This window comes from Streptomyces sp. NPDC040545, assembly GCF_055595065.1.
In genome coordinates this window covers 17,272-42,671 of sequence record NZ_JBVIWA010000036.1, presented here as the reverse complement: position 1 = coordinate 42,671, position 25,400 = coordinate 17,272, and the positions used below count along the sequence as shown (strand labels likewise).

The following is a 25,400-nucleotide window of genomic DNA, read 5'->3' as shown; positions in this document are numbered from 1 at the left end:
GTCCAGGCGATCGTCGCGGACCTGGAACAGGGGGGATACCTCACCCGGGTACGCCAAGGGCGCCGCAACCACTACCGCATCAGCCCCGGAGCCCAGTTCCGCCACCCCGCCGAAGCGGGCCGCGACATCGCGGGACTCCTCGCCCTCTTCGCCGACGACCCGCCCACGACCCGCACACCACGGCGGACCTGACCGGCCTCAGGCAGCCCCGGGTCCGGACGGCGTCGGCCACAGCAACGGCGGGAGCGTGCGGCAGACTCCCCCGACCGGCCGATGCCGCCCGCCTCACGGCGGGCGCCAGGCCGCGGCAGCCGTGGTCCTGGGGTGGCGGCGCCCCCACCCCAGCACGCTCGATGGTTCTCATGCCCGGTCAATGCCGGGACCGCGGAAGCGACGCGGACCCGTCCCCAAGCCGCCTCGGACGAGCGGCACCCGGAGTCCGGGCGTCGCTCTTACTTCCGGTCAGCCGGGAGCGGGTACCGCTCCGGGCCGGGCGAGCACGCCGCGGCGGCGGTCGTCCTCGTCGAGAACGGCCGGCATGTCCGCCGGCAGGCCCGCGGGATCGGCGGCCTTCTCCGGGGGCCCCTTGCGGAGCAGGTGCCGGCAGGCCGGGACGCAGCCCCGCCCGCCTGCCGCCCTATTCCAGGCCGATCCCGTCGCAAGCGGCCTTGAGGGCCTCGGTGCAGATCTCGTCGACGGTGTAGACGTTGTCCAGGACCAGGGTGCTCCTGATGTTGTCGCGGGTCACGGACACGCCGAGGATGAGGACGGCGGGGACTCGCTTGGTGGTGGGGCTGCTGACCACCTGGTTGATGATTCCGTCGATCTTCTCGCCCTGGGCGAGGAGGACGGCGAGTTCGGCCGCGGACTCGGCCTCGCGGGAGTAGGGCTTGTAGACGCTCATGAACTGCTCGCCCGCCACTATTCGCTGCACGGCGGGGAGTTCGGTGTCCTGACCGGTGACCGGCGGCAGGGGGGAGACTCCGGCGGCCTTGAGGGCGGAGATGATGCCGCCGGCCATGCCGTCGTTGGCGGAGTAGACACCAACGATCTTGTCCTTGCCGAGTGCGGAGATCGCCGCCGTCATGTTGGCGCTCGCGGTCTCCCGCTTCCACTCGGCGGTGTCGTACTCCTTGCCGATGTTCACCTTGCCGTCGAGGACGGTGCGGACGCCGGCCTTGTAGCGGGCGGCGTTGGGGTCGGTGAGGGCGCCGTGCATCATGACTATCTTCCCGTTTCTGGCTCTGTCGCCCAGGAGATCCAGCAGGGTCTTGCCCTGGAGGCGGCCGATGTCCTCGTTGTCGAAGGAGACGTACGCATCGACCGGGCCCTCGGCCAGGCGGTCGTAGGCGACGACCGGGATGCCCGCCGCCTTGGCCTTCGTCACCGCGCCGGCGATCGCCTTGGAGTCCACCGCGTCCACGACCAGGACATCGACCTTGCTCTCGATCATCGCGTCGGCCTGGGCGTTCTGCTTGGCCGCGTCCCCCGTCGCGTTGGCGTAGACCACCTTGCCCTTGCCGAGGGTCAGCAGGGCGACCTTCTTCTCCATCAGCGGCTTGTCGAACTTCTCGTACCGCGCGGTCTCGTTCTCGGGGAGCAGCAGGCCGATCGTGACACTGTTGCTACCGCTCGCCTTGCCCTCCACGGTGGTGCCGCAGGCGGCGAGGGTGGCGGTGAGCGCCAGCGCGGTCAAAGCAGTGGGGGTGCGCAGATACGGGTTCATGCGGTGGAACCTCCCTGACGTGGCCGAATTCGTACGGCCGAGGTGGCGCGGAACGACCTGCCCTTTCCGCTGCGCCGGAGGGTACCGCCTACGGGACCGTAGACGGCGCGGCGTCCACGCCCGCCGCCGAGGCCTTCGCTGAGGCGGGTCGCCGCGACGCGGCTTCACGGAGAGCGTCCGGTCGCCGAAGCCGTGGTGGGCGAGGAAGACCTGCGGGTGATGGAGCTCGTTCTACCGGCTCCAAGGAGACCTTGGTGAGCGGCCCGGAGCGCGCTGGCGCAGAGCCGGCGGCGGGCGGACAGCTCGTAGGCAACGTCGGCGACGGCCGAGACCATCCGAGATCGTCTCCTGGACGGCCGTCTCTGCCCAGGGGTAGCGCTGGGGGTCGATCGCGGCCAAGGGCCGTCCGCGGACGAGCGCGATGGCCCGGCGCAGGGAAACGTCCCCGTCCTCATCGTGGTGGGCGAGGTACCGGGACGTGCGCCAGTCGCTGGTGACCGCCGGGGCAAGCCGGCAGCGGCTGTCACCGGTGTCCTGGGCCCGCGGGAAGCAGGCCTCGCCGCCGCTGTTCTTTCCGAGCCAGGACCTGGTGCGGCTGATCACGGCGTTGCGGCACCGGGTAGCGCTCCGGTCCAGGCGAGGACGTCGTCGCGGCGGCAGTCCTCGCCCAGAGTGGCCGGCATGTCCGCCAGCCGGCCCGCGAGGTCGTCGGCCCTCTCCGGGTGAGCCAGGCCCGGGCGGTCGACACGGTGACGGTTGTGGCGTCCTCGCCGAACCAGCTGGCCAGGGCGGTCTCCAGCTTGTAGGCGAGGGCGACCGCGGTGGGCCGGTCGCCGTCCGCGTGGGCGGCCCACCCGGGGCGCCCGCATTGCGCGTCTCCGGGCGGGCTCGGCGACCCAGAGCCGGCCCGGCTGCCGGACCGGCTTGCTCCAGGTCCTCGTGGGCGTGGGCGTGGGTCATGCTGGCAGTGAAGCAGTCGGCGCCGACAAGGCCGCAGGCATCACCCGGGGCCGTGGTCGGGGTGGCAGGGCAGAAGCCGGAGCCGGAGTCAGATGCTGTCGACCGGGGCGGTGACCGGCGACGTGTGACGGCTGCCGGACCTGCCCGCGGTCGACAGCACCACGGGGCTGAGACCGGCCCTTAACCGGCCCTTAAAGGTGCCACTCCCCACAGTCGCTATTGCACCCCTCGTCCGGATAAGGCCCGCTGTTGACGCGCTGACACGGGTGTGAGCCGTACCGGACAGACTGGTCGCGTCCGGGTGCGGCGCTGCCGGTGTGCCCGGCGGCGGGGTTCAGAAGGAGACGTCGAAGTAGTCGATGTCGGTGAACTCGACCCGGAGCTGGTCAGCTCAGGTTCCGCCGTCCTTGAAGTAGATCTCCTGCAGTCCCTCGGCAACGATCGCGCGCAGGTCGCGGTCGGCGGCGCCCTGGGCGCGGGCGTCGAACAGGCGCTGCGCGTAGGCGGCGGGGAGGTGGACGGTGAGGCGGCGGACGCGGCCGTCGTCGGTGGTGCCGACGGGTGCGGTGCAGCCGAACCGGGCCCGGGTCTCGACCGTGATGCCGGTGCTGGTGGCAGCCTCCTTGCGGCGGCGGCCGCGTACCACGGGCTGCCAGCGGGCCCGTACGGCGGTGTCGGTGCGGTCCGCGACCCGCTTGGGCGGGGTCTTGCGGTCGCCCTTGCGGTAGCGCTCCACCGACCGCTGACCAACCCCGAGCTCCTCGGCGACGGCCTTAGTCGTCTTGAGCTGCTTCACCAGGAAGTTGATCCACCCTTCAGGGTCTTGGGCGGCTCCTTGGTGAAGGCCTCCTGGTCGGCGCGGACGATGGCGTCCTCAATCTCTCCCACAGCGGTTCAGCTCCTCAACACGGGGTCCAGGTCATGCAGCTTGAGCGGCGTCTGCCGTGGCCTCCGGCACGTCTCGCCGGAGACCACAGCGCGGTTCTATTCGCCGTCGTCGAGGACGGCGTCGCCGCCCTTGATGTGGCGGGCGGGGTTGGGGCCCTTCTCCGTCAGGTCCACCGCCCACGCCATCTCCTGCACCCCCTCCAGCTTGGCCAGTCCGGGGGTGGGGCCGAGGCGGAAGCCGCCCATCAGCGGCTTGCCGGACGCCGCGTACGGCAGGAAGTCCAGCGGGCTGGCGCCGGGCGAGGGGTAGACGACGCAGTCGGAGAGCACCGCAAGGGGGTACAGGCCGGTCAGCTTGACCATGTTGGCGAGCTTGCGGTGCATGTTGCCGCGGGCCTTGGAGATGACGGCGGCGCGGATGTCGGGGCACCAGGTCGGGCGCTGCACGGCGGGCCACGGGTCGCCGTCCCGGTAGGTGCGGCCCCCGGGGGGGGTTCGCGGAGCTTGCCGATGCCGCCCTTGACCGTGGCCTTGACCGCGGAGAGGACAGCGGCCATGGCCGGGTCGGTCTGCTTGTGGACCTCCATCGCCGTCAGGAATGCGGCGTCGGTGAGATCGGCCGTGACGCCGAGGTCGGCGAGAGTGTCCACGTACGCGGTCTTCAGCCGGTCGTGCCACGGGTCGAGGTAGGCGCCGGTCTCCCGGCGCAGGTAGGCCTCGATGGGGTGGACGTCGTGGCCGAGTTCCCGGGCGTAGGCGAGGGTGTGGGTCTGGTACCAGGCCGGACCGTGCGGCCGGGTGCCGTCCGGAGTGAACGGCGAGGGCAGGCGAGGGTCGAGCTCCCCACGGGTCTGCGGCGGCGGCGTCCAGGACGTCCCACACGGTGTCCTCGGCGTGCTCGGGCAGGGCGTCGAGAACCTTCGGGCCGGTGCGGACAGACGGACCGTGTACGGCTGCGGTGCGGTCACCGGCGCCTTCCCCGTAGCTCCGCCATGTCGACGGCCTCGCTGTCGTCGTAGCCGGAAGCGGCGAATGCGTCGACGGCCGGGGCGTGGGCGAGGCGTCCCTGCCAGTCCTGGACGACCTCGTACAGCCCGGCGAGGGAGAAGGTTCGGCGGGACTCCTCCAGCGCGGCCGCCCACTCCCGCTCGAAGGCCGGCACCCACGGTGCGGCGCGCCGGTCGGCCGGCGCGCCTGGCGCGGGGGCGTACGGGGTGACAGATGTGTGGTCGGGCTGGGCGCTCATGGGCTGTCCCTCCCGGCGGCGGGTCGTACCGCGACGGTACGCGCGCCGGGAGAGTATGGAAGCCGGCATCGGCAGATCCCTCCCTACCGGGTCAGGGCCCGGGCGAGAGTCCGGGCGTGGCGGCGCAGCGGGAGGTCCTGCTTGTCCCAGGTGGCGGCGACGTGGTTGAGGAGTTCGGCCGTCGCTCGGTCGGTGTCGCTCGGATCGTCGGCCAGGAGGCGGGCGGCTGCGGCCGCGATGCCGGTTGCCGGGGCGGGGGGCTCGAGGTCGTGGTCGGGGCCGTTGTGGCCGATGCCGAGGACCAGGAAGCGGCGGACGCCATCCCGGGTCTGAACGGTGATGGTGTTCTCGCGCGGCGAGTCGGGGCGGGCGACGTAGAAGTCGGGGTGGTTGAGGATCACCGCAGCAACGGCGTCGGTGAGGACCCTTGCGGGAAGGATGTCGTCGTCGGTGGGCTCGGCGTCCTGCATGGTGAGGGTGTAGTTGATGCCGGCCACGCTGGTGAAGCGGACAGTGTCGTCGCCGGGTTCGGCGGAGGCGGCGAGGAAGTGCGGGCTCCCCAGCAGCGCGTCGGCGATACGGGCGGCGTCGTGGTCGGCAACGGGCAGCGGCCTCTTGTCACGGTCGTGCACGGGGTTGCTCCTGGGTGTCGGGGGTGTTCGGGGGCTGCCCGATGATTCGCACCCTGCCCGCCTCACATCGCCCCCGACCCCGCACTACGCGCCGTCTGGACCCGGGAGCGACACAAATGTCTTCCACTGGCTCCGCACAACTGACCACCAGCCCTGCCACGGCGCCCTCAAGCCACTGATCGAAGACCACGCCGAGCAGCTGGCCAAGGAGATCGACAGACGCTGAGCCTGAGCGTGATGGGCAAGGTCAGGACCGCGCGGTCCGAAACACCAGATACCGGCTGAAGGCTTCGTTGCTGTCGGGGGTGAAGCGCCACTCCAGCAGGGCCGACCGCAGCTCCGGCTCGGTCAGCCAGCCATGCCAGGCCACCTCATCGGGATCGGGGACCACGACGTCCGGCACCACGGCTTCGTGCACGCCGAGCCAGTGAGGGCTCAAGCCGCTTCGGTTGATGAACGTGAACAGCAGGCTCGGCAGCGCACGAATGCCCAGCTCTTCGGCCAGCTCCCTCGCGGCGGCCTGTTCATAGGACTCGCCGACATTTGCGGCGCCACCGACCTCGACCTCATAGAGCCCGGGGAAGCGCGATACCTGCTCCGACCGCCTGTGGACGAGGATCCGTCCACGCTCATCACGACACACCGTCACGGCGACTCGGTGCAGCCAACCCTCCCGGATGGCCTGCCGGCGGCTGACCACCATCCCCAGCACACGATCTTGATCGTCGACACGCTCCACCAGCTCATCCACGACGCACACCCTGGCAGAGCCCACTGACAACGCCGCTTTGAACGGCGTGCAGCAGATGTGGCTTCACCTTCCGCTTTTCCGCCTAGCAGACGCTTCTGTGCCAGGCTTCCACAACCCAGCTTCCAGCGGTGGGCCCAGCCCCGCTTCACTCAGTCCGCCCAGAGTAAGTGATGAGCCTCGATCCCAGCGTGGAACGGGATCGACACAGCACAGGGCCCCTCGTTGCCACGAGGGCCCTGCGGCAGTTGGCGAGGCTGACGACGAGGTCGTTGTGCACCAGGCGAGGGCCCACGCGTTGATGGTGTTAGAGAAGGTCGTTCACAGGAATGACGGCCTATCCTGCCTGTGCATTCCCCTCATCATCCGTCAAGGGCACCCATCTGCTCGAAGCCAGGTTCTCCATCCAAAATTGGATGGAGATCTCCCTGAAGCGCCTGCAAAAGGAAGTCAGTAAAACCGATCTCGAAGGAGATCCATTCTCCTGCATCTATCGCCACATCCCCCACTCCCCCGGCTCGCCGAGGAGGCACCGAAAATAGGACATTACCTGAGATGGACCGACCAACGGGAACCGCACCAGCTGGATCTCTATAGATAGGCATGGGGGTGCGTAGCTGCCCGCGCGAGACAAGTATGCATAAATTTTCACTACCGAACGCCACAGGTCAAATAGATTCAAACCCTCATCACCCATCCGACCTGCAGGGTGAAAACACAGGAGAGTCCCCATGAACTCACCAGAACCATACGCGCTAACAAACGCCTTATAGTCGGCAGGAAGAATTACCCCGAGCTCCGCTTCAACCCGCGCCCAGTCTCGCGCTGGATCGCCCAAGACGCCTGGAGGCCCAATTAGATCACGGAATTGATATAGTTCCACCCGAAGACCTTTCAGAGCAGTCCACTGGTGGGGCGATTATATACGACAAGACGACCCACCCCTACCTCGAAATAATACGCCCCACCCCCACCAAGAGAAACTCAACAATCACGTTCGAATAGGACAACGGATTCTAAGAAAATGGCGGATCATACCACTCGATGGTCAGTTCGCCGGGCCGCACTCGCGACTTTAACCCTCCGGCAGCACCATGCCCCCTGACGGAAGAATTCATTTCACTCAGCATGCTCCGCAGTGAGGGCCACTTCGGCTGGTACTGCAAGCGCCCGTCGTCATAGGCAAGTACGGAACCGAGCAATGGACCGGTACGGTTGTCCAGGAACAGTTGACCTCCAGCTGAGTCACTCGCAATGGGTAGCCAATCCGAATGACAGGCGAGGCCATAATTGTCCACTAACGTACCTCGTTGGCGCTCGTATTCTATATCCTCCAGCATGAGGGTCCGGCCAATCAAAATTTGGTCGACGCTCTTGAGGGAGCATCCCCCAGGGAGATAGGCCGAAGGCGATCCGCCTCGCGTAAGAGGGGGGCTCCATTGTGGCAGCAGAGAAGCGCGGGCAAGTCAGGGTGGAGAAGAAGTCCACTTGCATCAAGCCTCTCGATCTCACTTTCGCTGGCAGGGGGGTTCAGGGAGAGGAGCGTTCCCGGGGCATTCATTTCTAGCCAGGCGCGAAACATTTCCCACTCCTTGGCCATTGGTAGGATCTCACGCATTTAAAGCTCCTTGTTGAGGTTGAATCTCCGGCGCCTTTTCATCTTTCGTCGATAAGGTAGCAAATTAGGTTGAGGGGTCATACCGTTACCCTCAACCTACCTTCGTTATGCGCTCTCGTATCTCGACTTCGTCGGAATCAGCTGCTCGCCTCTCGCTTTTTACAGCCACCTGTCCGAAGGCGCTCCTTCACAGCCCTGGCTACGGCCCTCGGCCCGTGCGGCGCATGATCGCTCCTGACCTGCGCGACCACGCGACTCCCACGCCCTCTTCTACAGCTGGGCAGGGCCAACTCCGTACTGTCGGGCGCCCCACGGCGCCCACGTGATCAGGGCTCCCGGTCCCCCGGGCCGCAACAGGCCGGTGCAGATCCGTGTGCGGACGCCAGGTTGTCCCGGGACGTGTCGTTGGCGGCCGGAAGAAGCGCCCCAACTTCGCCCAACAATCGTCCTCTCCGGCATGGCCGGTCGCTCCATCCTCAGCCCGCTCGCCGCCGCCCCTGGTCCCTCGACTGGGACATCGCCCGCATCCGGGTGGCCGACCCCGCGCAGTGGAACCCCCGGGGGCTCCCCGAGTACGACCTCCGCGACCTCGTGCGGTCCGCCGACTGCCCACCTGACCTGGTGCGCTGGCTGACCCATGAGGAGACCGCCGACGAGTACAGCTTCCTCCACCTCTTCCGGAACCGGGCCGAAGGCCTCGACCTGCTCCGCTCCCTGCGCCTCACCACCGCCTCGGCCCCATCGCCCTATGGGCCGCCACACCCGACGGCGAGGACTGGCGTCCCGAGATCACGATCGCGGACGTCGTGCGGCTCGCCCACCCCGCCCACGCCCTGACGGACTGGTGGACCGGACGGGCCCTGTGGCCGTTCCCGACGTACGTGGAAGAGGCCGCCACGACCGCGCTGGAGGCACTCCTCGCCGACCTCACCCCCGAGCAGCGGACGGCCCTGACCGAACGGCTGCCCACCTTCGAGGGCACCCTGCCGGAACTCCTCGACGCGCTGCCACCGGCCGCCCCGGCCCCGCAGATGGCTGGCCGTGACCGTCCATGACCGACGATGCGGATGCGCCCCATGGACGTCTGGACGCCCAGGCCCGCGGCGGGAGCGCTACGTGCCAGCCCCAGTGCCGGTCGAGACTCGCGCCCGGTTCGGGTACACCGCAGCTGTCGGCACCACCGACGACGGCCCCATGCGACGCCTCACCGTCCACCTCCCACCCGCCTACGCGCAGCGCCTCTTCGACGCCCGGCAACAAGGCGCCCAGGATCCGGAACTGCGCGCGATCGTCGCCGAAGGCCTCCAGGACATCTACCTCAAGGACAGCGGCACCCGCGCCGGCCACCTCGAAGTCGAATTCACCGACATCGACTATGTCGACGTGTCGTTCTGAAGGATGGGGCGGCCCGGCGGTACTGCCCCCAACGGGTGAGCCGAAGCACGGTAGTTGTCACAAAGGCACCATTGGTGTCGCCGCGCTGGCGAAGTACAAGGCGCCCGGATCGAGGCGATGGGCACAGGCCCTGTATCCCTGTCCGGCGCGGGCGGGTGGGCCGGTGGGGTGCGCTTGAACAAGCAGCCGCCTTATCCTCGCAAGCATGTCTTACGAGGAGGAAGGACCGCGTCCGGCCGACGTACTGCGCGCGTCTTACGGTGCCTTCGACGCCGTCGTCACGACCATCACGGATGAGCGGTCGTGGCTGTCGACTGGCTGTGCCGGCTGGGCGGTGCGCGATCTTGTCTTCCACTGCCTGAGCGACGCGCAACGCGGCCTGGTGGCGCTGCACACGCCTGCCGGACGGACGCCGGACCGTGACGCGGTCACCTATTGGGAGGATTGGCGCCCGGACCCCTTGGGCGCGGCCAACGGTCGGAGGTTCACTCGGGTCGTCGCCAGCATGTTCCTGCGCATCGATCAGTTGTGCGAGCTGTATTCGCAGACTGCGGCCGCAGTGGTGGATGCCGCAGCCAGTGCCGCGCCCGACCAGCCCGTTGCCACCCAGGGCCACGTGCTCAATGCCGGCGATCTGATCCGCACGCTGGCCGTCGAGGCGACGATCCATCATCTCGACCTCGTCGTGTCGCTGCCTGACGCACCAGGCCCTTCGGCAGAAGGGCTTGGCCAAACGCGCCGCACGCTGGACGGGCTGCTGGGCCGCCCGGTGCCAGTGCCGTGGGACGACGCGCAGTACGCACGCGTGGCGACCGGACGCGCGCCGTTGTCCGATACCGACCGAGATCGCTTGGGTGCGGACGCTGCCCGATTCCCCCTGTTCGCATAGCCCCCGGACAGGCTGACCGACATCAGCAGACCGGCCGGGAAGGGAAAGACTGCAAAAAGGCTATTGGTGACAAGTCACATGCCTCATCGGTGACAACCAGCTTGCTTCAGACGATCCCGACGGCCAGCTCACCCCATCTCGAAGGTGACAGCTACCGTGCTTCGGCTCAACGGGTGGGCACCGGGCCTGACCCGCGCACGCCATATCGGCACGGGCTGCAGCGACTCTAAGCCGGCCCTGCCCGGTGCCTCACCCTGTTGTGTGGCACCAAGCGGGGCGGCCCTGGACGGTGGCCGCGGATCGGGAGCCGGGCTGCGTCGTTGTACCGGGCGTGATCAGTACACAGCGGATCGCCGGTGAGGCGGCCGCCCTGGACCTGATGCTGGCCCACCTCACCCACGACGCCGAGGCGATCGCCTCCGCCACGGCCGACGGCGCCGTCTGCGCGACCACCGCGTCGTATGCCCGCCGGCAGCTTGCCGGGCTGCTCCACGACGCCGTCCTCGCCCACCCCCATTTCTCCCTCCACCGCCCGGCCGTCCTCGGGCCGCCGGACGGGCCTGGCTCCAGCACGTCGCCATGGGGTCATTCGCCGCGTTGGAGTGTGGCTGGCCAACCAGAAGCAGCGCCGCGACCGGCTCGACCAGGCGCAGCGCGCCGCTCTGGCCGCCGACGCCCGCGTGACACGTGCCGGCCGAGGGTGGCGAGGTCAGAGCACGGCGACGGTGAACGGCCTGTCCGCGGAGTTGCCGCTGCTGTCGCTCGTCACGACCGTGATCGTGTCGGTGGCGCCGCCGCAGTAGCCATGGGGTCCGCCGATGGCGGTGATTTCGCCCCGGCTGCTGTTGAGCGTCGCGACGATCGCCGCGCTGGCCAGCTCGATGCTGGAGTCCGAGACCCTGACGCAGTACACGCCCGCCTGGTTCGTGCCGATCCCCCGGGTGACGGCGTCGACGTTCTTGGATCCGAGGAGGGAAGCGGTGCCGCTGACCTTCGCGGCGGCGCGGGCGTACGGGGCGTCCATGCCGGCGGCCGCGGCAGTGCCGGACAGAACGGCCAGTGAAGTCATCGAGGGTGAAGCGGACGGCGGCAGCCACTTGCTTCGACCGGGCCGTGGCCCGCACCCGACGAGCCGCGTACTCGGACGCCGAACCTCGGTCCAGAGGGTGGTGGGGCGGCCCGGTATTACTGCCGCCAGAGCGCTCTGGTCACCGGGCCTCGCCCGCGCACGCCCTATCGGCGCGGACTGCGCCCGACCATAACCGCGGCCGGCCGTCACCCCGCATCAGAGTCACAGCGTTCGGCATCCCGTGTGACATGCGCGGTCGAGGGTTGACCCCCGGCGCTGACACCGCCACCACCGAAGCCCGCCCCTCTCGCGTCCCCGCCGGCGGCCGACCCGGGTGTCGCAGCGGCCGAGGATGAGGAGCTGGAGCTTGATCACGCTCACGGTGCCGGGAGCACGCCTGGTTCTGGCCCGTCTCGGATGGACGCCCCGGAGTGCACCGGCGATACCGGCGGCATAGCTTCGCAGTGCGATCCCGTGCGCCGTCCAGCCGCGGCGCGTCCAAGCGGTCGAGAGGACACTCCATGGCAGTCGTGATGACCTTTTCCTGGCCCGAGATCACACCCGATGTGTACGACGCGGTGCGCCAGAAGGTGCGCTGGGAAGAGGACACACCGGACGGGTGCGTGCTGCACGCCGCCTGGTTCGTCGACGGGGGCCTCAACGTGATGGACATCTGGGAGTCGGAAGACCACTTCAACCGGTTCATCGAGGCCAGGGTCGCTCCCGTACTCAAGGGCGAACTGGGCGTGCAGAGCGACCCCGAGCCGAGGTTCCACCCCCTGCACCGGCGCTTCGTCGCCCCTGGCGTCAGCGGCGCCGGCTCCTGACATCTCAGAGCAGCCGGACGACGGGAGAGGCGGGAGGCGGGTCGGCAGCCCGTGGGCCCGCTTGGCGTGCCGGCCTTTGAGCATGTACCCCCAGTGAGGGCACTGACAGAGATCATCGGCCAGGCCCTTCAGGGCCGGCCGCAGGTCCGCCCCCTGAGGCAGCTGTACGAAGGCCACGGACAGGTCTCCGCCGACCGCTCGCGTACGGAGTTCGCCGCCTCCGCCCTCGATTGCGACGGGTGCGTCCTGCCGGGGTGGTCTACGGGGCGGGGCAGGCGTTCTACTGGCCGCCCGGACACGCCCCCGTGGCCCTCGAGGACTGCGAATACGTGGACTTCTCACCGACCGATGACTTCACCGCGGTCATCAACCACATCACGTCGCAGGGCTGAGCCCCAGCGTTCGGCACCAGCCGAAACGGAGCCGGAGAGTATCGGGCTGACGCCTGAAACCGACACCGCCGCGCCCGGTGTGAAGGCGGCTCCCTACCGTGCACAGCGCGGGCCGATCCTGGAAGACGCCAGCCCCGGCGCCCGCCCCAAAGGATCGGGGCACCCCGGGCAGGGATGTGCACCGCCAGTCCAGCAAGCTCTCGCGGAACCCGTTCCGCAAGTGTGGACCGCCACGGGGCGAGGGCGTTGTCCTGTCTGCTGGACTACCTCGGCGCCGGTGCCTTGCCGGACACCTTGATGCCTGCCTGTCGGAAGTCGTCCAGAGTAGAGGCAATGGTGTCTGGGGCGACACCGACCGTGTAGTCCAGGCGTACCCGGGTTCCGAATCCAGCCGCGACAGCGTCCAGGGCGGTGGCGCGCACGCAGTGGTCGGTTGCGATGCCCACCACGTCCACATCCCGCACCCCGCGTGCGCGCAGCCAGTCCGCGAGGGAGGTGCCTTCGGCATCCGCGCCTTCGAAGCCGCTCTTCGACGCGCTGTGGGCGCCCTTGTAGAAGACGGCGTGGACCTTGCCGCCGGTGGCGGTGGGGGCGAAGTTCGGGTGGAATTCTCCGCCTTCGTCTCCGGCGACGCAGTGGACGGGAAAGCTGTCCTTGAAGTCTGGGTTTGAGGAAAAGTGGCTTCCCGGGTCGATGTGGTGGTCGCGGGTGGCCACGACGTACTGGTAGTCACCGTCCGCGCTCTGCTCCACCAGCTCGGCGATCGCGGTGGCGATCTGCGCGCCTCCCACGACGGGAACACTGCCTCCTTCGCAGAAGTCCTTCTGCACATCCACGACGATCAAGCCTCGGCTCATCACGAACACCCCTCAGGACGACGGAACGACCCCCGTCTTCTACCGGCCTTCTCCCCTCCGCCGGAGGCGTAGCGGGCTGCGCTCACCCACACAGCCGCAGACATTCACCGCAGGAACGATTCGCACTCTCGACGCAGTCAGAGGCCAAGTGCGGTGCGCCGTCGGGGCCAGGTCTGCCGTCGGGCGCCGGTAGCGGCAACCACACCGCGTCCATACCGCGGCCGTGGATCAGATCGCCCCCGGTAACTGCCCGGCGGCTGCGACCAGGTCGGGGAATCGGTTTGGTCCAGGCAGCCGCGCCGAGTCTGCAGGAGTAGCCGGCCGCCGGGCTGGCGGTAGTGCCCCCTACGGCCGGTTCGAGCGGACCCTGAACAGCCAAGTTCACACCGGTCCGAGCGCAAGGCGCGATCCCGGCGGGAGTGAGCGCAGCGGCGCTGGCCGCCACCCGGCGAGGACGGCGACCCGCGCTGCTGCTCTCGCCAGACGGTTTCCAGCCCGAAGTTCTATGCCCCGGCTACCGCGCGCAGGCTCATCGCGTAGATCTCGCTGTCGTCCTCGAACAGCGTTACCTTCTCGGCACTGCCGTCGAGGAGCTCCTTCCACACTTCACCGATCCACGACTCGGCGTCTCCCTGCGTCGTGAACTCCTCCGGCTCCACCGCCGGTGACGTCTCCGTGCCGTCAGCCGTCTCGAATCGCGACACCCATGCCATGGACGCCGACGCCGACGCCGCACTCCGCACTCCGCACTCCGCACCGCAGGCTTCACCACGGAATCCCTCGACGCCCACATCCTCGTACTGCCCCCACCACCAGCGTGAAAGCACCGCCGCAGCCCCGGTCGCTGTGTCCTTCGCCCAGCGTCGTGACAGCCCCCGGACAGGCCCATGGCACCGGTCAGGCCGGCGACCCCGGCAGGTCCCGGTCAGCACCACCGGCCGGGAGCCGCGCACCTGGAGTAGAACGTTGCGAAGAGCCGAAACGGTGAGTGCTCGCGGCCGGGTGCCGGGTCGCTGGTGTGGGTGAGGTGCACGGCGAGGCCGGCACGGTGAAGCGGGTGACGGTCCACGATGCAGTCCATGATCGATTGGATGAGTCTGACCCCGCTGGACGCGGGCGGCACCACGGTGGGCTGCGCCGGGGAACATCCCGGTTTCGCCGACCCGGCCTACGTGCGCCGCAGGAACCTGATCGCCGAACGGGCGGAGAGCCACCCGGTGGGCGAGCCCTCACCCGAGGTGCCCTACACCGACGCCGAGCATGCCACCTGGCGCGCCGCGCACGGCGCGCTGCTGCGCGCGCAGGACCTCTGGGCCTGCCCGGAGGTCCTGCGCGCCCGGGGCGTCGCGCCGATTCCGGCCGGTGGTGTCCCGCAGCACGAGGAGGTCTCCAACCGGCTGCAGGCCCTGACAGGCTTCCGGTTCACCCTGGCGGGCGGGATCGTTGCAAACAAGCGTTTCCTGGGCGCCATGGCCAAGGGGTATTTCCATGCGGTGCAGTACGTACGGCATCCAGCGATGCCCCTGTACACGCCGGAACCGGACGTCCTGCACGACGTGTTCGGGCACGGCATCCATCTCGCCGATCCGTTCTTCGCCGACCTCTACCGCACGGTGGGCCGGGCCGCGGCCCGGGTGGAGACGGCCGACGCGCTGGATCTGATCAGCCGCGTGTACTGGTTCACCCTCGAATACGGCACGGTGCTCAAGCAGCGGCGGCCCAGAGCGTACGGGGCGGCCCTGCTGTCGTCCTACGGCGAGCTCGGGCGCTTCGCCGAGGCCGAGCTGCGGCCGTTCGACCTCGCCGAGTTGGTCCGGATGCCGTACCAGGTCGCCGGCTACCAGCCCGTCCTCTTCACCGTCCAATCCCTGGCCCACCTCGCCGACCTGTTCCACGGGTTCCTCGACGACTTCGACGAGTCCACGCGCGATCGCTACCGCCTGCCCGTCCTGTCCGAGCGCGGCTATATGGCCCGTCCGCCCACCCGATGAAAGCGAGCGGCCACGGCACCGCCCAACCCCGCCCCGCAGAGCGGGTATCACCGCCCTCCCCGCAGACGCGGGCCGGGTGGAGGTCACCGGGCAGTCCGCCGCAAAGCCGAGGAGCGCCTGGCGCTCGGCCTCATCCGCCCACCCGACCGCAGAGGGCCGTCCCGGCCGGCCCCGCGCACCGTCCCCGCCACCATCGCCTTGCCGGGGGACGCCCTTACCTCCGCTCGCAGCTCCCGCTGGTGGTGGGGGTGATCACGTCGTCGTCCGGGCCTGCGTCGACGGTACCGTCCACCTCGAACCAGAACACCTCTGCCGTCGCCGTACAAGACGACGCAGCCCTCACAACGAGTTCCCGCGCGGGTCGCAGGTCGTCCCCGGCGGCCACCGATCCGTTGCCCGTGGCCGCGCAGCGCACCTCGGTGGTGCTGTCCACGGTGCAGGTCCCGGCGTGGGCGCCGTCTCGGTCCTTGAGGGCGAAGGAGGACCCCACCTCGTTGAGGAACTCCGCGTCGGAAAGGGCGCTGACCGACGTCTCCACTCGGTGCCGTAACAGCAAAGCCGGCGGGGGTCAGGTGCTGCGGCGCGGCGCTGGAGGGCTTTGAAGGACAGCCGGCCGGCTGCGGTGTCCCGGACGACGAGCTCGCCATCGAGGACCAGGCCGTCCGGCAGCTGCTCGGCGGCCGCGGCCAAGTCGGGGAATCGCTCCTGGACAAGGGAGCCGCGCCGGGTCTGCAGGAGCAGGCGGCCGCCCCGGCCGGCGGGGGTGAAGAGGATCGCGCGGTGGCCGTCGAACTTCTGCTCCGCCGCGAAGCCGCTCGCCAGGACGCCGGAGCCGGGGACGTACTCGGCGGCCTGGGCGAGCATCGGCTCGAAGGGCGGGGTGAGAACCACTCGGGGTCGGCCGCCTTGACCGCCGCTTCTGGCCTGGCACCCACAGCCTCCCCCGGCCAGGCATGCATGGCGCGTGGGCCCTGCCGAGTCAGGCTCCGGGGTGGGCCAGCTTCCGCTGTCACTTCACAAGCCGCGCCCGACACTCCTGGCACAGTGAGTTCTCTGGGGCGGTATCTGTGGCGCGAGGCGATGGTGAGCGACTCGGTGCAGCTCAGCGCCGGTACGGCCGAGGGTATGAGATGCGGTAGGTGTGGTGCAGTCGCTGGTTCGGGTGAGCGTACGAGGTGCGCCTCGGCACGGCTCCGCCGCACCTGACGATGGGCGGATGAGGCTCCGGCACGGTCGTATCCGCACGACAAGCAATGGGCGAAGGCCGCTGCCATGGCGCGGGTCGGTACCGCCCCAGGTCAGGAATTCGCACAACGGCAGGAAACGAGGCCGCTGTATGCCAGGGCGCTTGGGGTCGTACTTCGTTCGAGGGATGCCCAAGGTGGGGACGTTCATTCATCTGGCCGCCAGAAGCCGTGAAGCGCAGCAGCCGCCGTCGCGGCAGCGCATCGCAACCTGTCGGGGGATCGACGGGAGCTGGTCGTCATGGGCTCGCTGATCGCATGCCCGAATAGCTGACCGTCACCCTCCGTGGCCGGACTGATACGGTGCGACCGCTGCGCGCGCGTGATCAACAGTTGGCTTCGCGGCATCGTTTGCAGCAATAGGCCCCAACACGGCGAAGCCTCATCGGGCCTCGTCGTACGTGACAAGACCGGTAATCGAACAGTGGTTCACGGCGTTCACGATGACGGGGCTGTTTCCCCACGCCTGACTTTGCGGTTGTCCCCCTTGGAGGATTTACATGTCGCTCTTAACGTCCCACGGCGCCGTACGAGCGGATGCACCCGCACCGTGGGACTGTTCGGCGGTCGATCGGTTGCTTTCGCAGTTCCTCGCCGACAAGAAGCAGGCATCGGGCGGTCCTGAAATCGCGATGTTCGTGGAACTGCTGGAAGGGTTCCTGTCGGGCGGCAAGCGGCTGCGCCCGCTGCTGTGCTACTACGGCTGGCAAGCCGCAGGTGGGCATGGGGGCACCATCGCCGTAACTCATCTGGGCGCCGCCTTGGAGCTGTTCCACGCCGGCGCTTTGATTCACGACGACGTCATGGACGGCAGCGACATCCGGCGGGGCCGTCCGACGGTGCACCGCACGCTCGCCGGAAACCATGCCCGGCATAGCTCGCCTGACCGTTTCGGCGTGAACATGGCGATCCTGCTGGGTGATCTCGCCCTGTGTTGGTCCTACGACCTGCTCCAGGTCGCCGAGCTGGCCACCCCTCGGGCAGGAACGCTCAGGGCCCTGTTGGACGCCATGCGCATGCAAGCCGTGACGGGCCAGTACCTCGACCTGCGCGCGACGGGAGGCTCCGCCACCGCAGTCGAGGAAGCCCTGGCCATCTGCCGCGCCAAGACCGCCCGTTACACGGTGGAGTATCCCTTGCTGGCCGGTGCGCACCTGGCAGGCGCCGATCAGGGCATGCTGGCCGCGTGCAGCGCCTATGGTGTTCCGCTCGGGGAAGCCTTCCAGCTCCGCGATGACCTCCTCGGGGTCTTCGGCGACCCGGGAACCACCGGCAAATCCGATCTCGAGGATCTGCGTGACGGCAAGCACACCGTGTTGCTGGCCATTGCCAGGCAACGTGCCGACTCGGTCCAGGCCGGCGCTCTGCGCGCCCTGATCGGGAACGCCCGTCTCGACCGTGCCGGTGCCCAGGACGTCCGCGACATTCTCGTCGCCACGGGAGCGCGCGACGCCGTCGAAGACATGATCGACCAACGACGGGTGCGTGCCCTGGCTGTTCTCGACAGCTTTCCTTTCCCGGCTGCCGCGGCCGCCTCGCTGCGGCATCTGGCCGACATGGCCACCCGCCGCGACCGCTGAACAGGCCATCACCCCGAACGAGGAACTGTCATGGCAAGCCCGTATGTCCCCTCACCCCTCGCTCCCGCTGCTGCGCCCGGTGGTGACGCTCTCTTCAAAGTCGGCCTGCAGTTGGTGGAGCGGCACGAAGGAGGAAGGAGGCCGCAGGAATTCGAGATGCTGGGGTTGCGGTGGGATCTCAGTCCCCAGGTGTTCGCTCCGGTCCATACGGACTCCACCCAGTTGTTCACCCAGTGGCTGCCGTTCCCCGCAGGGGGAAGCTTTCTGGAGGTGGGCTGCGGAGCCGGCGTCACTGCGGTGATGGCGGCGCTGGCGGGGTGCTCGCGGGTCACCGCGGTGGACATCAGCCCCGAGGCCGTGCGCAACACGGAGCTCAACGCCGCCCGCCACGGTGTGACCGACCGGATGAACGTGCTGCACAGCGATCTGTACGACGCCCTGGCGCCCGATGAACAGTTCGACGTGGTGTTCTGGAACTCCAACGTCATCTGCGCCCCCGAGGAGTTCCTCTACACACGCCCCATGCAGCACGCGATCTTCGACCGTGGCTATGCCGCGCACCACAGGTACCTGCGTGAGGGGCTGGCACGGCTGACCGATTCGGGTCGCCTGTTCCTGGGGTTCAACAGCCTCGGTGACCCCGGCCGGCTGAACTCGCTGGCTGCCCAGTGCGGTGTGCGGCTCACCGAGCGGGAACGGACGACCCGCCGGGCCGGTGAGGTTCCAGTGACGTTCCAACTGCTCGAGGCCGTCGGCGTCCGCGATGAGCTGAGGAGCGCGTGACCGCCACGCACACGCCGGTCGCCGCCTCGATCAGGCCCCGGCCCAAAATTGTCAGCTACCTCAGGCTCGCCAAGGCCCGGGTCTACCACTACGTCTATGGCTGGGCCCTGGGGCTGCTGCTCCTGCGATCGGACGGTTTCCTGAGTGCCGACACGCTGCTCGCCATGGCTTTCATGCTGGTCGGCACGCTGGCCATCCAGTGGAGCGCGTCAGCCGCCGACGACGTGAGCGGGTTCTTGGACGGCAGTGACGCCCGTAACTACGCGGGGCGGCCACTGGTGACGATGGTGAGGAAACCACTGCTGACCGGTGCGCTGACCTTGCCCGAGGCGATCGGGTTCGCCGTCGTGGCGTGGATCGGCGGAATGCTCACGATCCCGCTTGCCGCCGGCGTTCTGGACTGGAGGGTTTCCTTACCGGCCATGGTGGTCGCCTTCAGTGTGCCAGCTCTCGCTGTCCAGTACTCCTGCGGCCTCAAGCTGAGCTACCGGCCGCTGGGGCTCGAGTCGACGATCTTCTTCACCGGTGTCTGCACCGTACTCATGCCCTACTGGTTCGCCGCCGGAACCGTCAGCCGCGAGGCACTCCTCATGAGTGCGTTGTTCGGGCTGTGGTTGCTCCTGGTGGTGTCGTACGGAAACGCCTCCGACCGGGCAGGAGACGCTGCCGTCTCCCGGAAAACCCTTGCTGTCGTCCTGCCGCCCCTGGCGTTCGCCGTCGTACTTCGTGTGCTGGTCGCGGTCAACGCCGTACTGCTCGTTCTGCTTTTCACCACGACACGGCTGGACGCAGGATTCATCGTGCTCGGTGCTCCAGCGGTCGCACTGCAACTCGCCCAGCTGTACTACGGGGTGTACCGCCGCGAGTTGCGCAAGGCCCGGTTCCTCGTGCTGATCTCCATCGACCTCGGGTTCCTCGGCCTCGCCACCGCGCTCCTCACGGGGCTCCCCTCATGAACCAAAGCCTTGGCGACCGGGCTGTCGTACTCGGAGGAAGCATCGCCGGAACGTTTTCGGCCAGTGTCCTCTCGGAGTTCTACCGTGAAGTCATCGTCGTGGACCGCGACCGGGTGGTCGGCGTGAGTGGGCCGCGGCGCGGCACTCCCCATGCCGGGCATGCCCACGGACTGCACGCCCGCGGCTGCCGCATCCTGGAGGAGCTCTTTCCGAACCTCCTTCGGGACATGCGGCACGCAAGGCTTCCCGTGGGGGATCTGGGCGAGCAGCGCTGGTACTTCAACGCCCGGCCGTTCCGGTCCATGCGGACCGGCTTGCCGTCCGTGACGGCCCAGCGGCCCGTGCTGGAGGAGTACTTCCGCAACGAAGTCGCCGCACTGCCCAGCGTCACTTTCCTGGACCGGACTGACGTTCTCGGCTTTCTGTCCACACCGGACGGCAGACGCGTGACCGGGGTCCGGCTGCGTTCGACGGCAGCGGATGCCGCAAGCGCATTCGATCTCGACGCCGACCTGCTCGTCGACGCCACCGGCCGCGGATCGCGCACGCCGGTATGGCTGCAGGAGCTGGGGTACCAGCGACCCGTCGAGCAGCGGATGACGATCGGGCTGGCCTACACCACACGGCTCTACCGACGCCGCCCGGACATGCTCAACGGCATGCAGTTCATCAACTGCATCGCATCACGCGAGTTCCCGCGAGGGGCGTTCTTCGGTCAGGTCGACCGCACAACGTGCATCGTGTCGCTGACCGGCATCCTCGGCGACCATCCACCGACCGATCCCGGCGGATTTCTCGCATTCGCCAGGTCCCTGCCCGTCCCTGACGTCTACGAGCAGATTCGGCACGCCGAGCCGCTGAGCGCCCCCGTCTGCTTCCGCTTCCCGGCTAGCGTGCGCCGACGCTACGAACGGCTGCCGCGCCTTCCCGAGAGGCTACTCGTGCTCGGCGACGCAGTGTGCAGCCTCAACCCCAACTACAGCCAAGGCATGACCGTCGCGGCCATGGAAGTGATGGCCCTGCACCGGCACCTGTCCCGCGGCACGCCGAGCACCATGGCGTTCATGCGCGACGTCGGGAGGATCGTCGACCAGCCGTGGTTCATCTCGACGACCAGCGACCTCAAGTACGCCGGAATGGAAGGGCGTCGTGGGCATCGTGGGCTCACCGCGCGCATGGGGAACGCGTACGTGACGCGGTTGCACCATGCGGCGGCGAAGGACCCCGCCGTCACCAACGCCCTGATGCGAGTCGCAGGGCTGATCGACCGGCCGACCGCGCTCATACGCCCACGCGTTCTCCTCGGGGCACTGCGACCTCAGGAACCTGGGACAGGGACCGTCGAGTGACCGGACCGCCCACAGCTGCAGTGCCAACCGACCTGGCCGGCCCGGCACGCGGCGAGCACCTCCACGTTCCGGGGATGACCGGCCGCTGCCTGACAGCGTTCGACACCTCGGCCGGCTCTGCCCTTGGCCTCACAGCCACCAGGCCCCCGAGACCGTCGCGACGGCTCATGCTCCGCGGTACCCACCTGCTACTGCGGCGCCGGCCCGCCCGGACGGGCCGGGCCGGGGCGGGCCGGGGCGGCGGAGGCGGAGGCGGAGGCAGAACCACGGCACGCACCGGGCCGCGCCGTGATCGTCGGACAGTGCCTACGACACACCAGAGGGGGACGCTGATGGACGCGTCGAGACGACGAGCCTGGCTGATCGTGGTCCTGGCAACGCTGGCCGCGCTGTGCGCCGGTGTCCTGGCGCCGGCTGCGGTGGCATCGCTGACCACCGGCGGCTCGGTGGCCACCGGGATCGAAGCGGTGCACGCCCAGCGGCAGGCCGAACGGCTGGGTGTTCCCTCCCCGGACCTGTTCCTCGCCCTGTCCCGCGGGGGAGCCCACCCGGCGCAGCCGCCCCTGGAAGACGGCGTCGCGGCGGTGGCCGCAGCCCTGGCCGGCGACCGCGATGTGGCCGGCGTATGGGCCCCCACCTCGCACGACAACGCGTGGTTGCGCTCCCGGGACGGCAAGACCATGCTGGTCGCTGCCCGTTTGAAGAGGATGGACGGGCAGCCCCCGCCTGATGTCTCCCGTCTGACGAAAGCCGCCGGCACGGCGGCCGGCGGCCTGCGGGTGGAAGCCAGCGGCACGGCTGCCGCCAACGAGGAAATCGACGAAACAAGCGCACGCGACCTCATGCGGGCAGAGCTGATCACAGCTCCCGTACTGTTCCTGCTGCTGGTCTTCGCCTACGGCTCCCTCGTGGCCGCCCTCCTGCCGGTCCTGATGGCCGCGCTGGCAGTCGGCTGCACCATCCCTGTGCTGGGACTGTTCGCCCAGGTCACCGAAATCTCCTGGGCAGCGGTCAACGCAGCCTCGGCGATCGGCGCGGGGCTCGCAGTCGACTACAGCCTCTTTCTCCTGGCCCGGGTCCGCGAGCAGCGCTCACGAGGCGACAGCGCACAGCGGGCGCTGTCCACCGCGCTGCACTCCACCAGGCGGTCCATCGCCTTCTCCGCCGCCGCGATCGCCGCCTGCCTGGCCGCCGCACTGGTGGTGCCCGTTCCGGTACTGCGCGCCCTGTCCATGGCGGGCATGATCGTCGCGATCCTGTCCGCCGCCGTTGCCCTGCTGGTGCTGCCCGCTCTCCTGCGTCTGCTCGGCCCGCACACCTACGCTTTCGACCCCTTGTCCCGGTGGCGACGCACCCACCACGAGAACGGCAGCAGGTTCTGGCGGTCCGCCGCCCGCACGGTCACCACACGTCCCCTGCTCACCACCGCTCTCACGGCCCTCCTGCTGGCAGGTCTCACCCTGCCGCTCGGCCACGCCCGGCTCGGCCTGGCGGACGAGCGCACTCTGCCGCCCTCCGCCCCGGCGGCGGCGGCCGCCCAGAACGTCAGGGACGCTTTCGCCGCCCCACCCGAACGGCTGCTGACTCTGGCCGTCACCGGCCCCGACACCGCCCGAGGTCTGCCCGCCTACACGGAACGACTGGCCCGCCTCCCCCACATCATCGGGGTCCGCATCGTGCGCCCCGCCCAGCCCGCGAACGGACCCATCCCCACCGGCCACCCTTCCCCCGCCGCCGTGCTCCTGCTCGTCTCCGCCGCCGACCCCGGCACCGAGCAGGCGGCAGCAGTCGTACGGGCCGTACGCGCCACAACCGCACCCGGGGCCGTCCTGGTGGGCGGCCGGGCCGCAGAGGTCGCCGACACCCTTACGGCCATCCGCAACGCCATGCCCCTGTGCCTTCTCCTCCTGGCCTGCGCACTCCTGACCCTCCTCGCTGGCTACACCCGCACGATCATCGCCCCGCTCAAAGCGCTCCTGGTCGCCGTGGCCAGCCTGGGAGCCAGCGTCGGCATCCTGGTAGTCCTCTTCCAAGACGGCTACGGCCGCACCCTGCTCGGTGACTTCACCATGACAGGAACCCTCGACACCCCCATGCTCCTGTTCACCCTCTTCGTGACCCTCGCCCTGTCCGTCGACTACGAGATCTTTCTCCTCGGCCGCATCCGCGAGGAATACGACCGCACCGGCAGCAACCGCACCGCCATCATCGACGGCATCGCCCGCACCGGCCGGCTCGTCAGCAGTGCCGCCGCAGCTGTCGCCCTGTCCGCAGCAGCCATGGGTACCTCAGACGTCAGCCTCCTCAAATTCACCGGCCTCGGCATCGCCATCGGCGCCCTGGTCGACGCCGTCCTCGTACGCGGCATCCTCGTCCCCGCCGTCATGGGAGCCCTCGGCCCCGCCAACTGGTGGACCCCTGCACCCTGGCGAAAACCCATCACCACCTCCTGAACCGCAGCCCGTGATCGGCGACGGCGACGACCTCCAGGTCGTCATCGAGGACGTCCAGTACTTCTGCCCGGACGGCTGAACGAGTCCCAGGAGCTCAACGGACCCACCTCACCCCACGTCACACCACAGCCGATCCACCCCGAGAGAAAAGGGGTTCCCACCAACCCCATATCAGCAGCATGTTCGGCCTGTTGACTGCACCAACGACTGCGAGCTGGCTTGTGGCGGTCTCGACCGCCGGTGTGGGAGGGCCGATGTCAGCGGGGGCCACGTATCTTCGGTTGGCCGTCCGACCGGGCGGTGAGGAGGGGTGAGACATGAAGGGGGCCGGGGACGCGCGGCCGGCAGCCGGCCTGAGGCCGCCTGGTACCTGGAGGCGGCTTTCAGGCCCGGCGCTCACCTCGGGACCGTCTATGACGATCCGACAACGCCCATCGTTGTGACGGGTATCGAGGAGGTGACCACTATGCGTGTTCCCAGTGGCCGTCTTGTTGTCGATGCGCCGTGAGACGACGATGACCGGCTTTGTTCACGGGTTGTGGCTCTGGCACAACTTCTGTGATGTGCATACGTTGAGTGACGCCTTGCGCTGTGTGGTCTACTGTCGCGCCGGGAGGGATGGTGAGTCGCATCGGTGCGTCGATAAAGCGGACGTGGCTGGACTGGGCGGTCTTCGTCTACCTGGTCGTAACCGCGACCAGGTGCAAGAGCCCCCTCCTGATCGTCTTCTTTACGATCGTCGCGCTTGCTGTGGCAGTCGTCTGTGTACGCAAGACCTGGCGAATGGCTCGGCCGGCCGGCAGTGGGGCGTCACGTTCTGCGAGCGAGGCGGGGGCACACCACAGCAGTTGAGCCAGAGCCGCTACTCACGTACAGAGCCAGGGGCCGCTCCGGCGGCCCCCGCTCCACGGCTGTCCCCTGTAGTGCTCAGGCCCGCCCACCCGCGCGCGGCCGGGCGGGCGTTTGGGGGTGGAGCCAGGACTGTTCGACCTCCGTCATGAGGAGGCGGAGGGTCAGGGAGTGCTTCTCCGGTGGGAGGGCGTCCAGTGCGGCGCGGGCGTGGGCGGTGCCGGAGGTGGTGTCGCCGGAGCGGGCGGGCATGGGTCCGCGGTGCGTCTCGAGGTGGGTGGCGAACCGGGGCAGGGTCGCGGGGAGCTCCGCGGGCCGCGTCCTGGGCTGGGACGGCGGTGGTCTCCTCTCCGAGGCGGGCGGCGAGCAGGGAGGCGAAGACGTTGAGGCGCCAGTGGGGGACGGCATAGCGGGATCGGGCGGTGCCCGGGTACGGCCGGGCGTCGACGCTGGCGCTGGCACGGGTGGTACGGAACCGGTTGAAGCCGGTGGAGAGGGCGCTACCGTCCCCGGGACCGGGACGTCGGCCCCCGCGGCCGTGGGGGCCGGGGGGCGGAGCGGTGACCGTGACCGTGGCGCCGGGACAGGTCGTGGCCCGGCACGGTCATGCACGGGCTGCGGGCCGCGGCCGGCGAGGACGAGGACCGCGAACCAGATCGACGCCAGGCCCACGGTCACCGCCCGGCCCGCCCTGTCCCAGCGGACCGTGAACGCCGGCGCCGCCCCCAACGGCGGAACCACAAGGGTCGCGACGACCACGGCCGGGACCGCCGGCAGGGGATGCCAACGGCGCGGCGGAACCTGGACGGGCAGGGTGCTGTCAGGGGGTGGGTACACGCGTCTCCAGACCGGAAGCAGCCCCTGCCGCGGTATCTGCGGGAGCACACCAGGCCAACGCTCCGCCCACCCACGAAGTACCGACACAACCGGCAATCTCCGCGGCCGGGC

The 25,400-nt window shown here is 69.1% G+C and carries 20 protein-coding genes and 5 pseudogenes; 12 read left to right on the top strand and 13 right to left on the bottom strand.

Annotated elements, in window-relative coordinates:
- Positions 1-192, top strand: a pseudogene (locus ACZ573_RS37315) (AsnC family transcriptional regulator); the annotation flags it as partial.
- Between the two features lie 445 nt (positions 193-637).
- Here the strand turns inward: ACZ573_RS37315 and ACZ573_RS37310 are convergent.
- The 7 genes and pseudogenes from ACZ573_RS37310 to ACZ573_RS37280 all read right to left on the bottom strand — a co-directional run bounded on the left by ACZ573_RS37310 (position 638) and on the right by ACZ573_RS37280 (position 6,700).
- The gene (locus ACZ573_RS37310) at positions 638-1,726 is read right to left on the bottom strand and encodes a sugar ABC transporter substrate-binding protein (protein WP_471313159.1); all 1,089 of its coding nucleotides are present in this window, start codon (positions 1,724-1,726) and stop codon (positions 638-640) included.
- A 1,351-nt stretch (positions 1,727-3,077) separates the two neighbouring features.
- A pseudogene (gene tpg, locus ACZ573_RS37305) lies at positions 3,078-3,574 on the bottom strand (telomere-protecting terminal protein Tpg).
- Positions 3,575-3,670: 96 nt separating this feature from the next.
- Positions 3,671-4,416: pseudogene (locus ACZ573_RS37300) on the bottom strand (telomere-associated protein Tap); the annotation flags it as partial.
- A 122-nt stretch (positions 4,417-4,538) separates the two neighbouring features.
- Positions 4,539-4,820 carry a DUF6247 family protein gene (locus tag ACZ573_RS37295; RefSeq protein ID WP_471313157.1) on the bottom strand — a complete coding sequence of 94 codons (282 nt, stop codon included), beginning with the start codon at positions 4,818-4,820 and terminating at the stop codon, positions 4,539-4,541.
- A gap of 83 nt (positions 4,821-4,903) precedes the next feature.
- Positions 4,904-5,452, bottom strand: coding sequence for a hypothetical protein (locus tag ACZ573_RS37290; protein ID WP_471313155.1), 549 nt, complete (start codon positions 5,450-5,452; stop codon positions 4,904-4,906).
- Positions 5,453-5,699: 247 nt separating this feature from the next.
- Positions 5,700-6,155 carry an NUDIX domain-containing protein gene (locus ACZ573_RS37285; RefSeq protein ID WP_471313161.1) on the bottom strand — a complete coding sequence of 152 codons (456 nt, stop codon included), beginning with the start codon at positions 6,153-6,155 and terminating at the stop codon, positions 5,700-5,702.
- A 407-nt stretch (positions 6,156-6,562) separates the two neighbouring features.
- Entirely contained in the window at positions 6,563-6,700 is a 138-nt protein-coding gene (locus ACZ573_RS37280; protein ID WP_471313153.1) for a hypothetical protein, read from the bottom strand.
- A 1,924-nt stretch (positions 6,701-8,624) separates the two neighbouring features.
- Between ACZ573_RS37280 and ACZ573_RS37275 the strand changes: the two genes are divergently transcribed.
- From ACZ573_RS37275 to ACZ573_RS37265, 3 genes are all read left to right on the top strand, one after another.
- Positions 8,625-8,873: a hypothetical protein gene (locus tag ACZ573_RS37275; RefSeq protein ID WP_471313151.1), complete on the top strand. Its 249-nt coding sequence runs from the start codon at positions 8,625-8,627 to the stop codon at positions 8,871-8,873.
- 61 nt (positions 8,874-8,934) lie between these two features.
- Positions 8,935-9,213, top strand: a complete 279-nt coding sequence (gene tpg, locus ACZ573_RS37270; protein ID WP_471313150.1) for a telomere-protecting terminal protein Tpg — start codon at positions 8,935-8,937, stop codon at positions 9,211-9,213.
- Positions 9,214-9,418: 205 nt separating this feature from the next.
- Positions 9,419-10,102, top strand: a complete 684-nt coding sequence (locus tag ACZ573_RS37265) for a maleylpyruvate isomerase N-terminal domain-containing protein (RefSeq protein WP_471313148.1) — start codon at positions 9,419-9,421, stop codon at positions 10,100-10,102.
- 709 nt (positions 10,103-10,811) lie between these two features.
- On the opposite strand, the gene ACZ573_RS37260 is transcribed toward ACZ573_RS37265, so the two are convergent.
- Positions 10,812-11,171: a hypothetical protein gene (locus tag ACZ573_RS37260; RefSeq protein WP_471313146.1), complete on the bottom strand. Its 360-nt coding sequence runs from the start codon at positions 11,169-11,171 to the stop codon at positions 10,812-10,814.
- 521 nt (positions 11,172-11,692) lie between these two features.
- Here ACZ573_RS37260 and ACZ573_RS37255 point away from each other — a divergent pair.
- Both ACZ573_RS37255 and ACZ573_RS37250 read left to right on the top strand, forming a co-directional pair.
- The gene (locus ACZ573_RS37255; protein WP_471313143.1) at positions 11,693-11,998 is read left to right on the top strand and encodes a hypothetical protein; all 306 of its coding nucleotides are present in this window, start codon (positions 11,693-11,695) and stop codon (positions 11,996-11,998) included.
- A 239-nt stretch (positions 11,999-12,237) separates the two neighbouring features.
- Positions 12,238-12,390 (top strand): hypothetical protein, encoded by a 153-nt coding sequence (locus ACZ573_RS37250; protein WP_471313141.1) that lies wholly within the window; start codon positions 12,238-12,240, stop codon positions 12,388-12,390.
- A gap of 263 nt (positions 12,391-12,653) precedes the next feature.
- On the opposite strand, the gene ACZ573_RS37245 is transcribed toward ACZ573_RS37250, so the two are convergent.
- Together ACZ573_RS37245 and ACZ573_RS37240 are read right to left on the bottom strand one after the other, a co-directional pair.
- Positions 12,654-13,247 carry an isochorismatase family protein gene (locus ACZ573_RS37245; RefSeq protein WP_471313139.1) on the bottom strand — a complete coding sequence of 198 codons (594 nt, stop codon included), beginning with the start codon at positions 13,245-13,247 and terminating at the stop codon, positions 12,654-12,656.
- Between the two features lie 503 nt (positions 13,248-13,750).
- A complete protein-coding gene (locus tag ACZ573_RS37240) occupies positions 13,751-13,960 on the bottom strand; it encodes a hypothetical protein (RefSeq protein WP_471313137.1) in 210 nt (69 codons plus the stop codon).
- 366 nt (positions 13,961-14,326) lie between these two features.
- On the opposite strand from ACZ573_RS37240, the gene ACZ573_RS37235 reads away from it, so the two are divergent.
- The gene (locus ACZ573_RS37235) at positions 14,327-15,238 is read left to right on the top strand and encodes a phenylalanine 4-monooxygenase (RefSeq protein ID WP_471313135.1); all 912 of its coding nucleotides are present in this window, start codon (positions 14,327-14,329) and stop codon (positions 15,236-15,238) included.
- 214 nt (positions 15,239-15,452) lie between these two features.
- On the opposite strand, the gene ACZ573_RS37230 is transcribed toward ACZ573_RS37235, so the two are convergent.
- Positions 15,453-15,776, bottom strand: coding sequence for a hypothetical protein (locus ACZ573_RS37230; protein ID WP_471313163.1), 324 nt, complete (start codon positions 15,774-15,776; stop codon positions 15,453-15,455).
- 53 nt (positions 15,777-15,829) lie between these two features.
- Positions 15,830-16,102: pseudogene (locus tag ACZ573_RS37225) on the bottom strand (ATP-dependent DNA ligase); the annotation flags it as partial.
- 880 nt (positions 16,103-16,982) lie between these two features.
- Here ACZ573_RS37225 and ACZ573_RS37220 point away from each other — a divergent pair.
- The 5 genes from ACZ573_RS37220 (at position 16,983) to ACZ573_RS37200 (ending at position 23,603) form a co-directional block, all read left to right on the top strand.
- Entirely contained in the window at positions 16,983-18,062 is a 1,080-nt protein-coding gene (locus ACZ573_RS37220; RefSeq protein WP_471313134.1) for a polyprenyl synthetase family protein, read from the top strand.
- Positions 18,063-18,092: 30 nt separating this feature from the next.
- The gene (locus ACZ573_RS37215; RefSeq protein ID WP_471313132.1) at positions 18,093-18,845 is read left to right on the top strand and encodes a methyltransferase domain-containing protein; all 753 of its coding nucleotides are present in this window, start codon (positions 18,093-18,095) and stop codon (positions 18,843-18,845) included.
- Positions 18,842-19,801 carry a UbiA family prenyltransferase gene (locus tag ACZ573_RS37210; RefSeq protein ID WP_471313130.1) on the top strand — a complete coding sequence of 320 codons (960 nt, stop codon included), beginning with the start codon at positions 18,842-18,844 and terminating at the stop codon, positions 19,799-19,801. Before ACZ573_RS37215 ends, ACZ573_RS37210 begins: the two co-directional genes overlap by 4 nt.
- Positions 19,798-21,150 (top strand): FAD-dependent oxidoreductase, encoded by a 1,353-nt coding sequence (locus ACZ573_RS37205; RefSeq protein ID WP_471313128.1) that lies wholly within the window; start codon positions 19,798-19,800, stop codon positions 21,148-21,150. The genes ACZ573_RS37210 and ACZ573_RS37205 overlap by 4 nt, the downstream gene beginning before the upstream one ends.
- 332 nt (positions 21,151-21,482) lie before the next feature.
- On the top strand, positions 21,483-23,603 hold the full coding sequence (locus ACZ573_RS37200; protein ID WP_471313126.1) for an MMPL family transporter: 2,121 nt from the start codon (positions 21,483-21,485) through the stop codon (positions 23,601-23,603).
- 927 nt (positions 23,604-24,530) lie between these two features.
- On the opposite strand, the pseudogene ACZ573_RS37195 reads toward ACZ573_RS37200, so the two are convergent.
- Positions 24,531-24,867: pseudogene (locus ACZ573_RS37195) on the bottom strand (hypothetical protein); the annotation flags it as partial.
- Positions 24,868-25,400 lie beyond the last annotated feature (533 nt).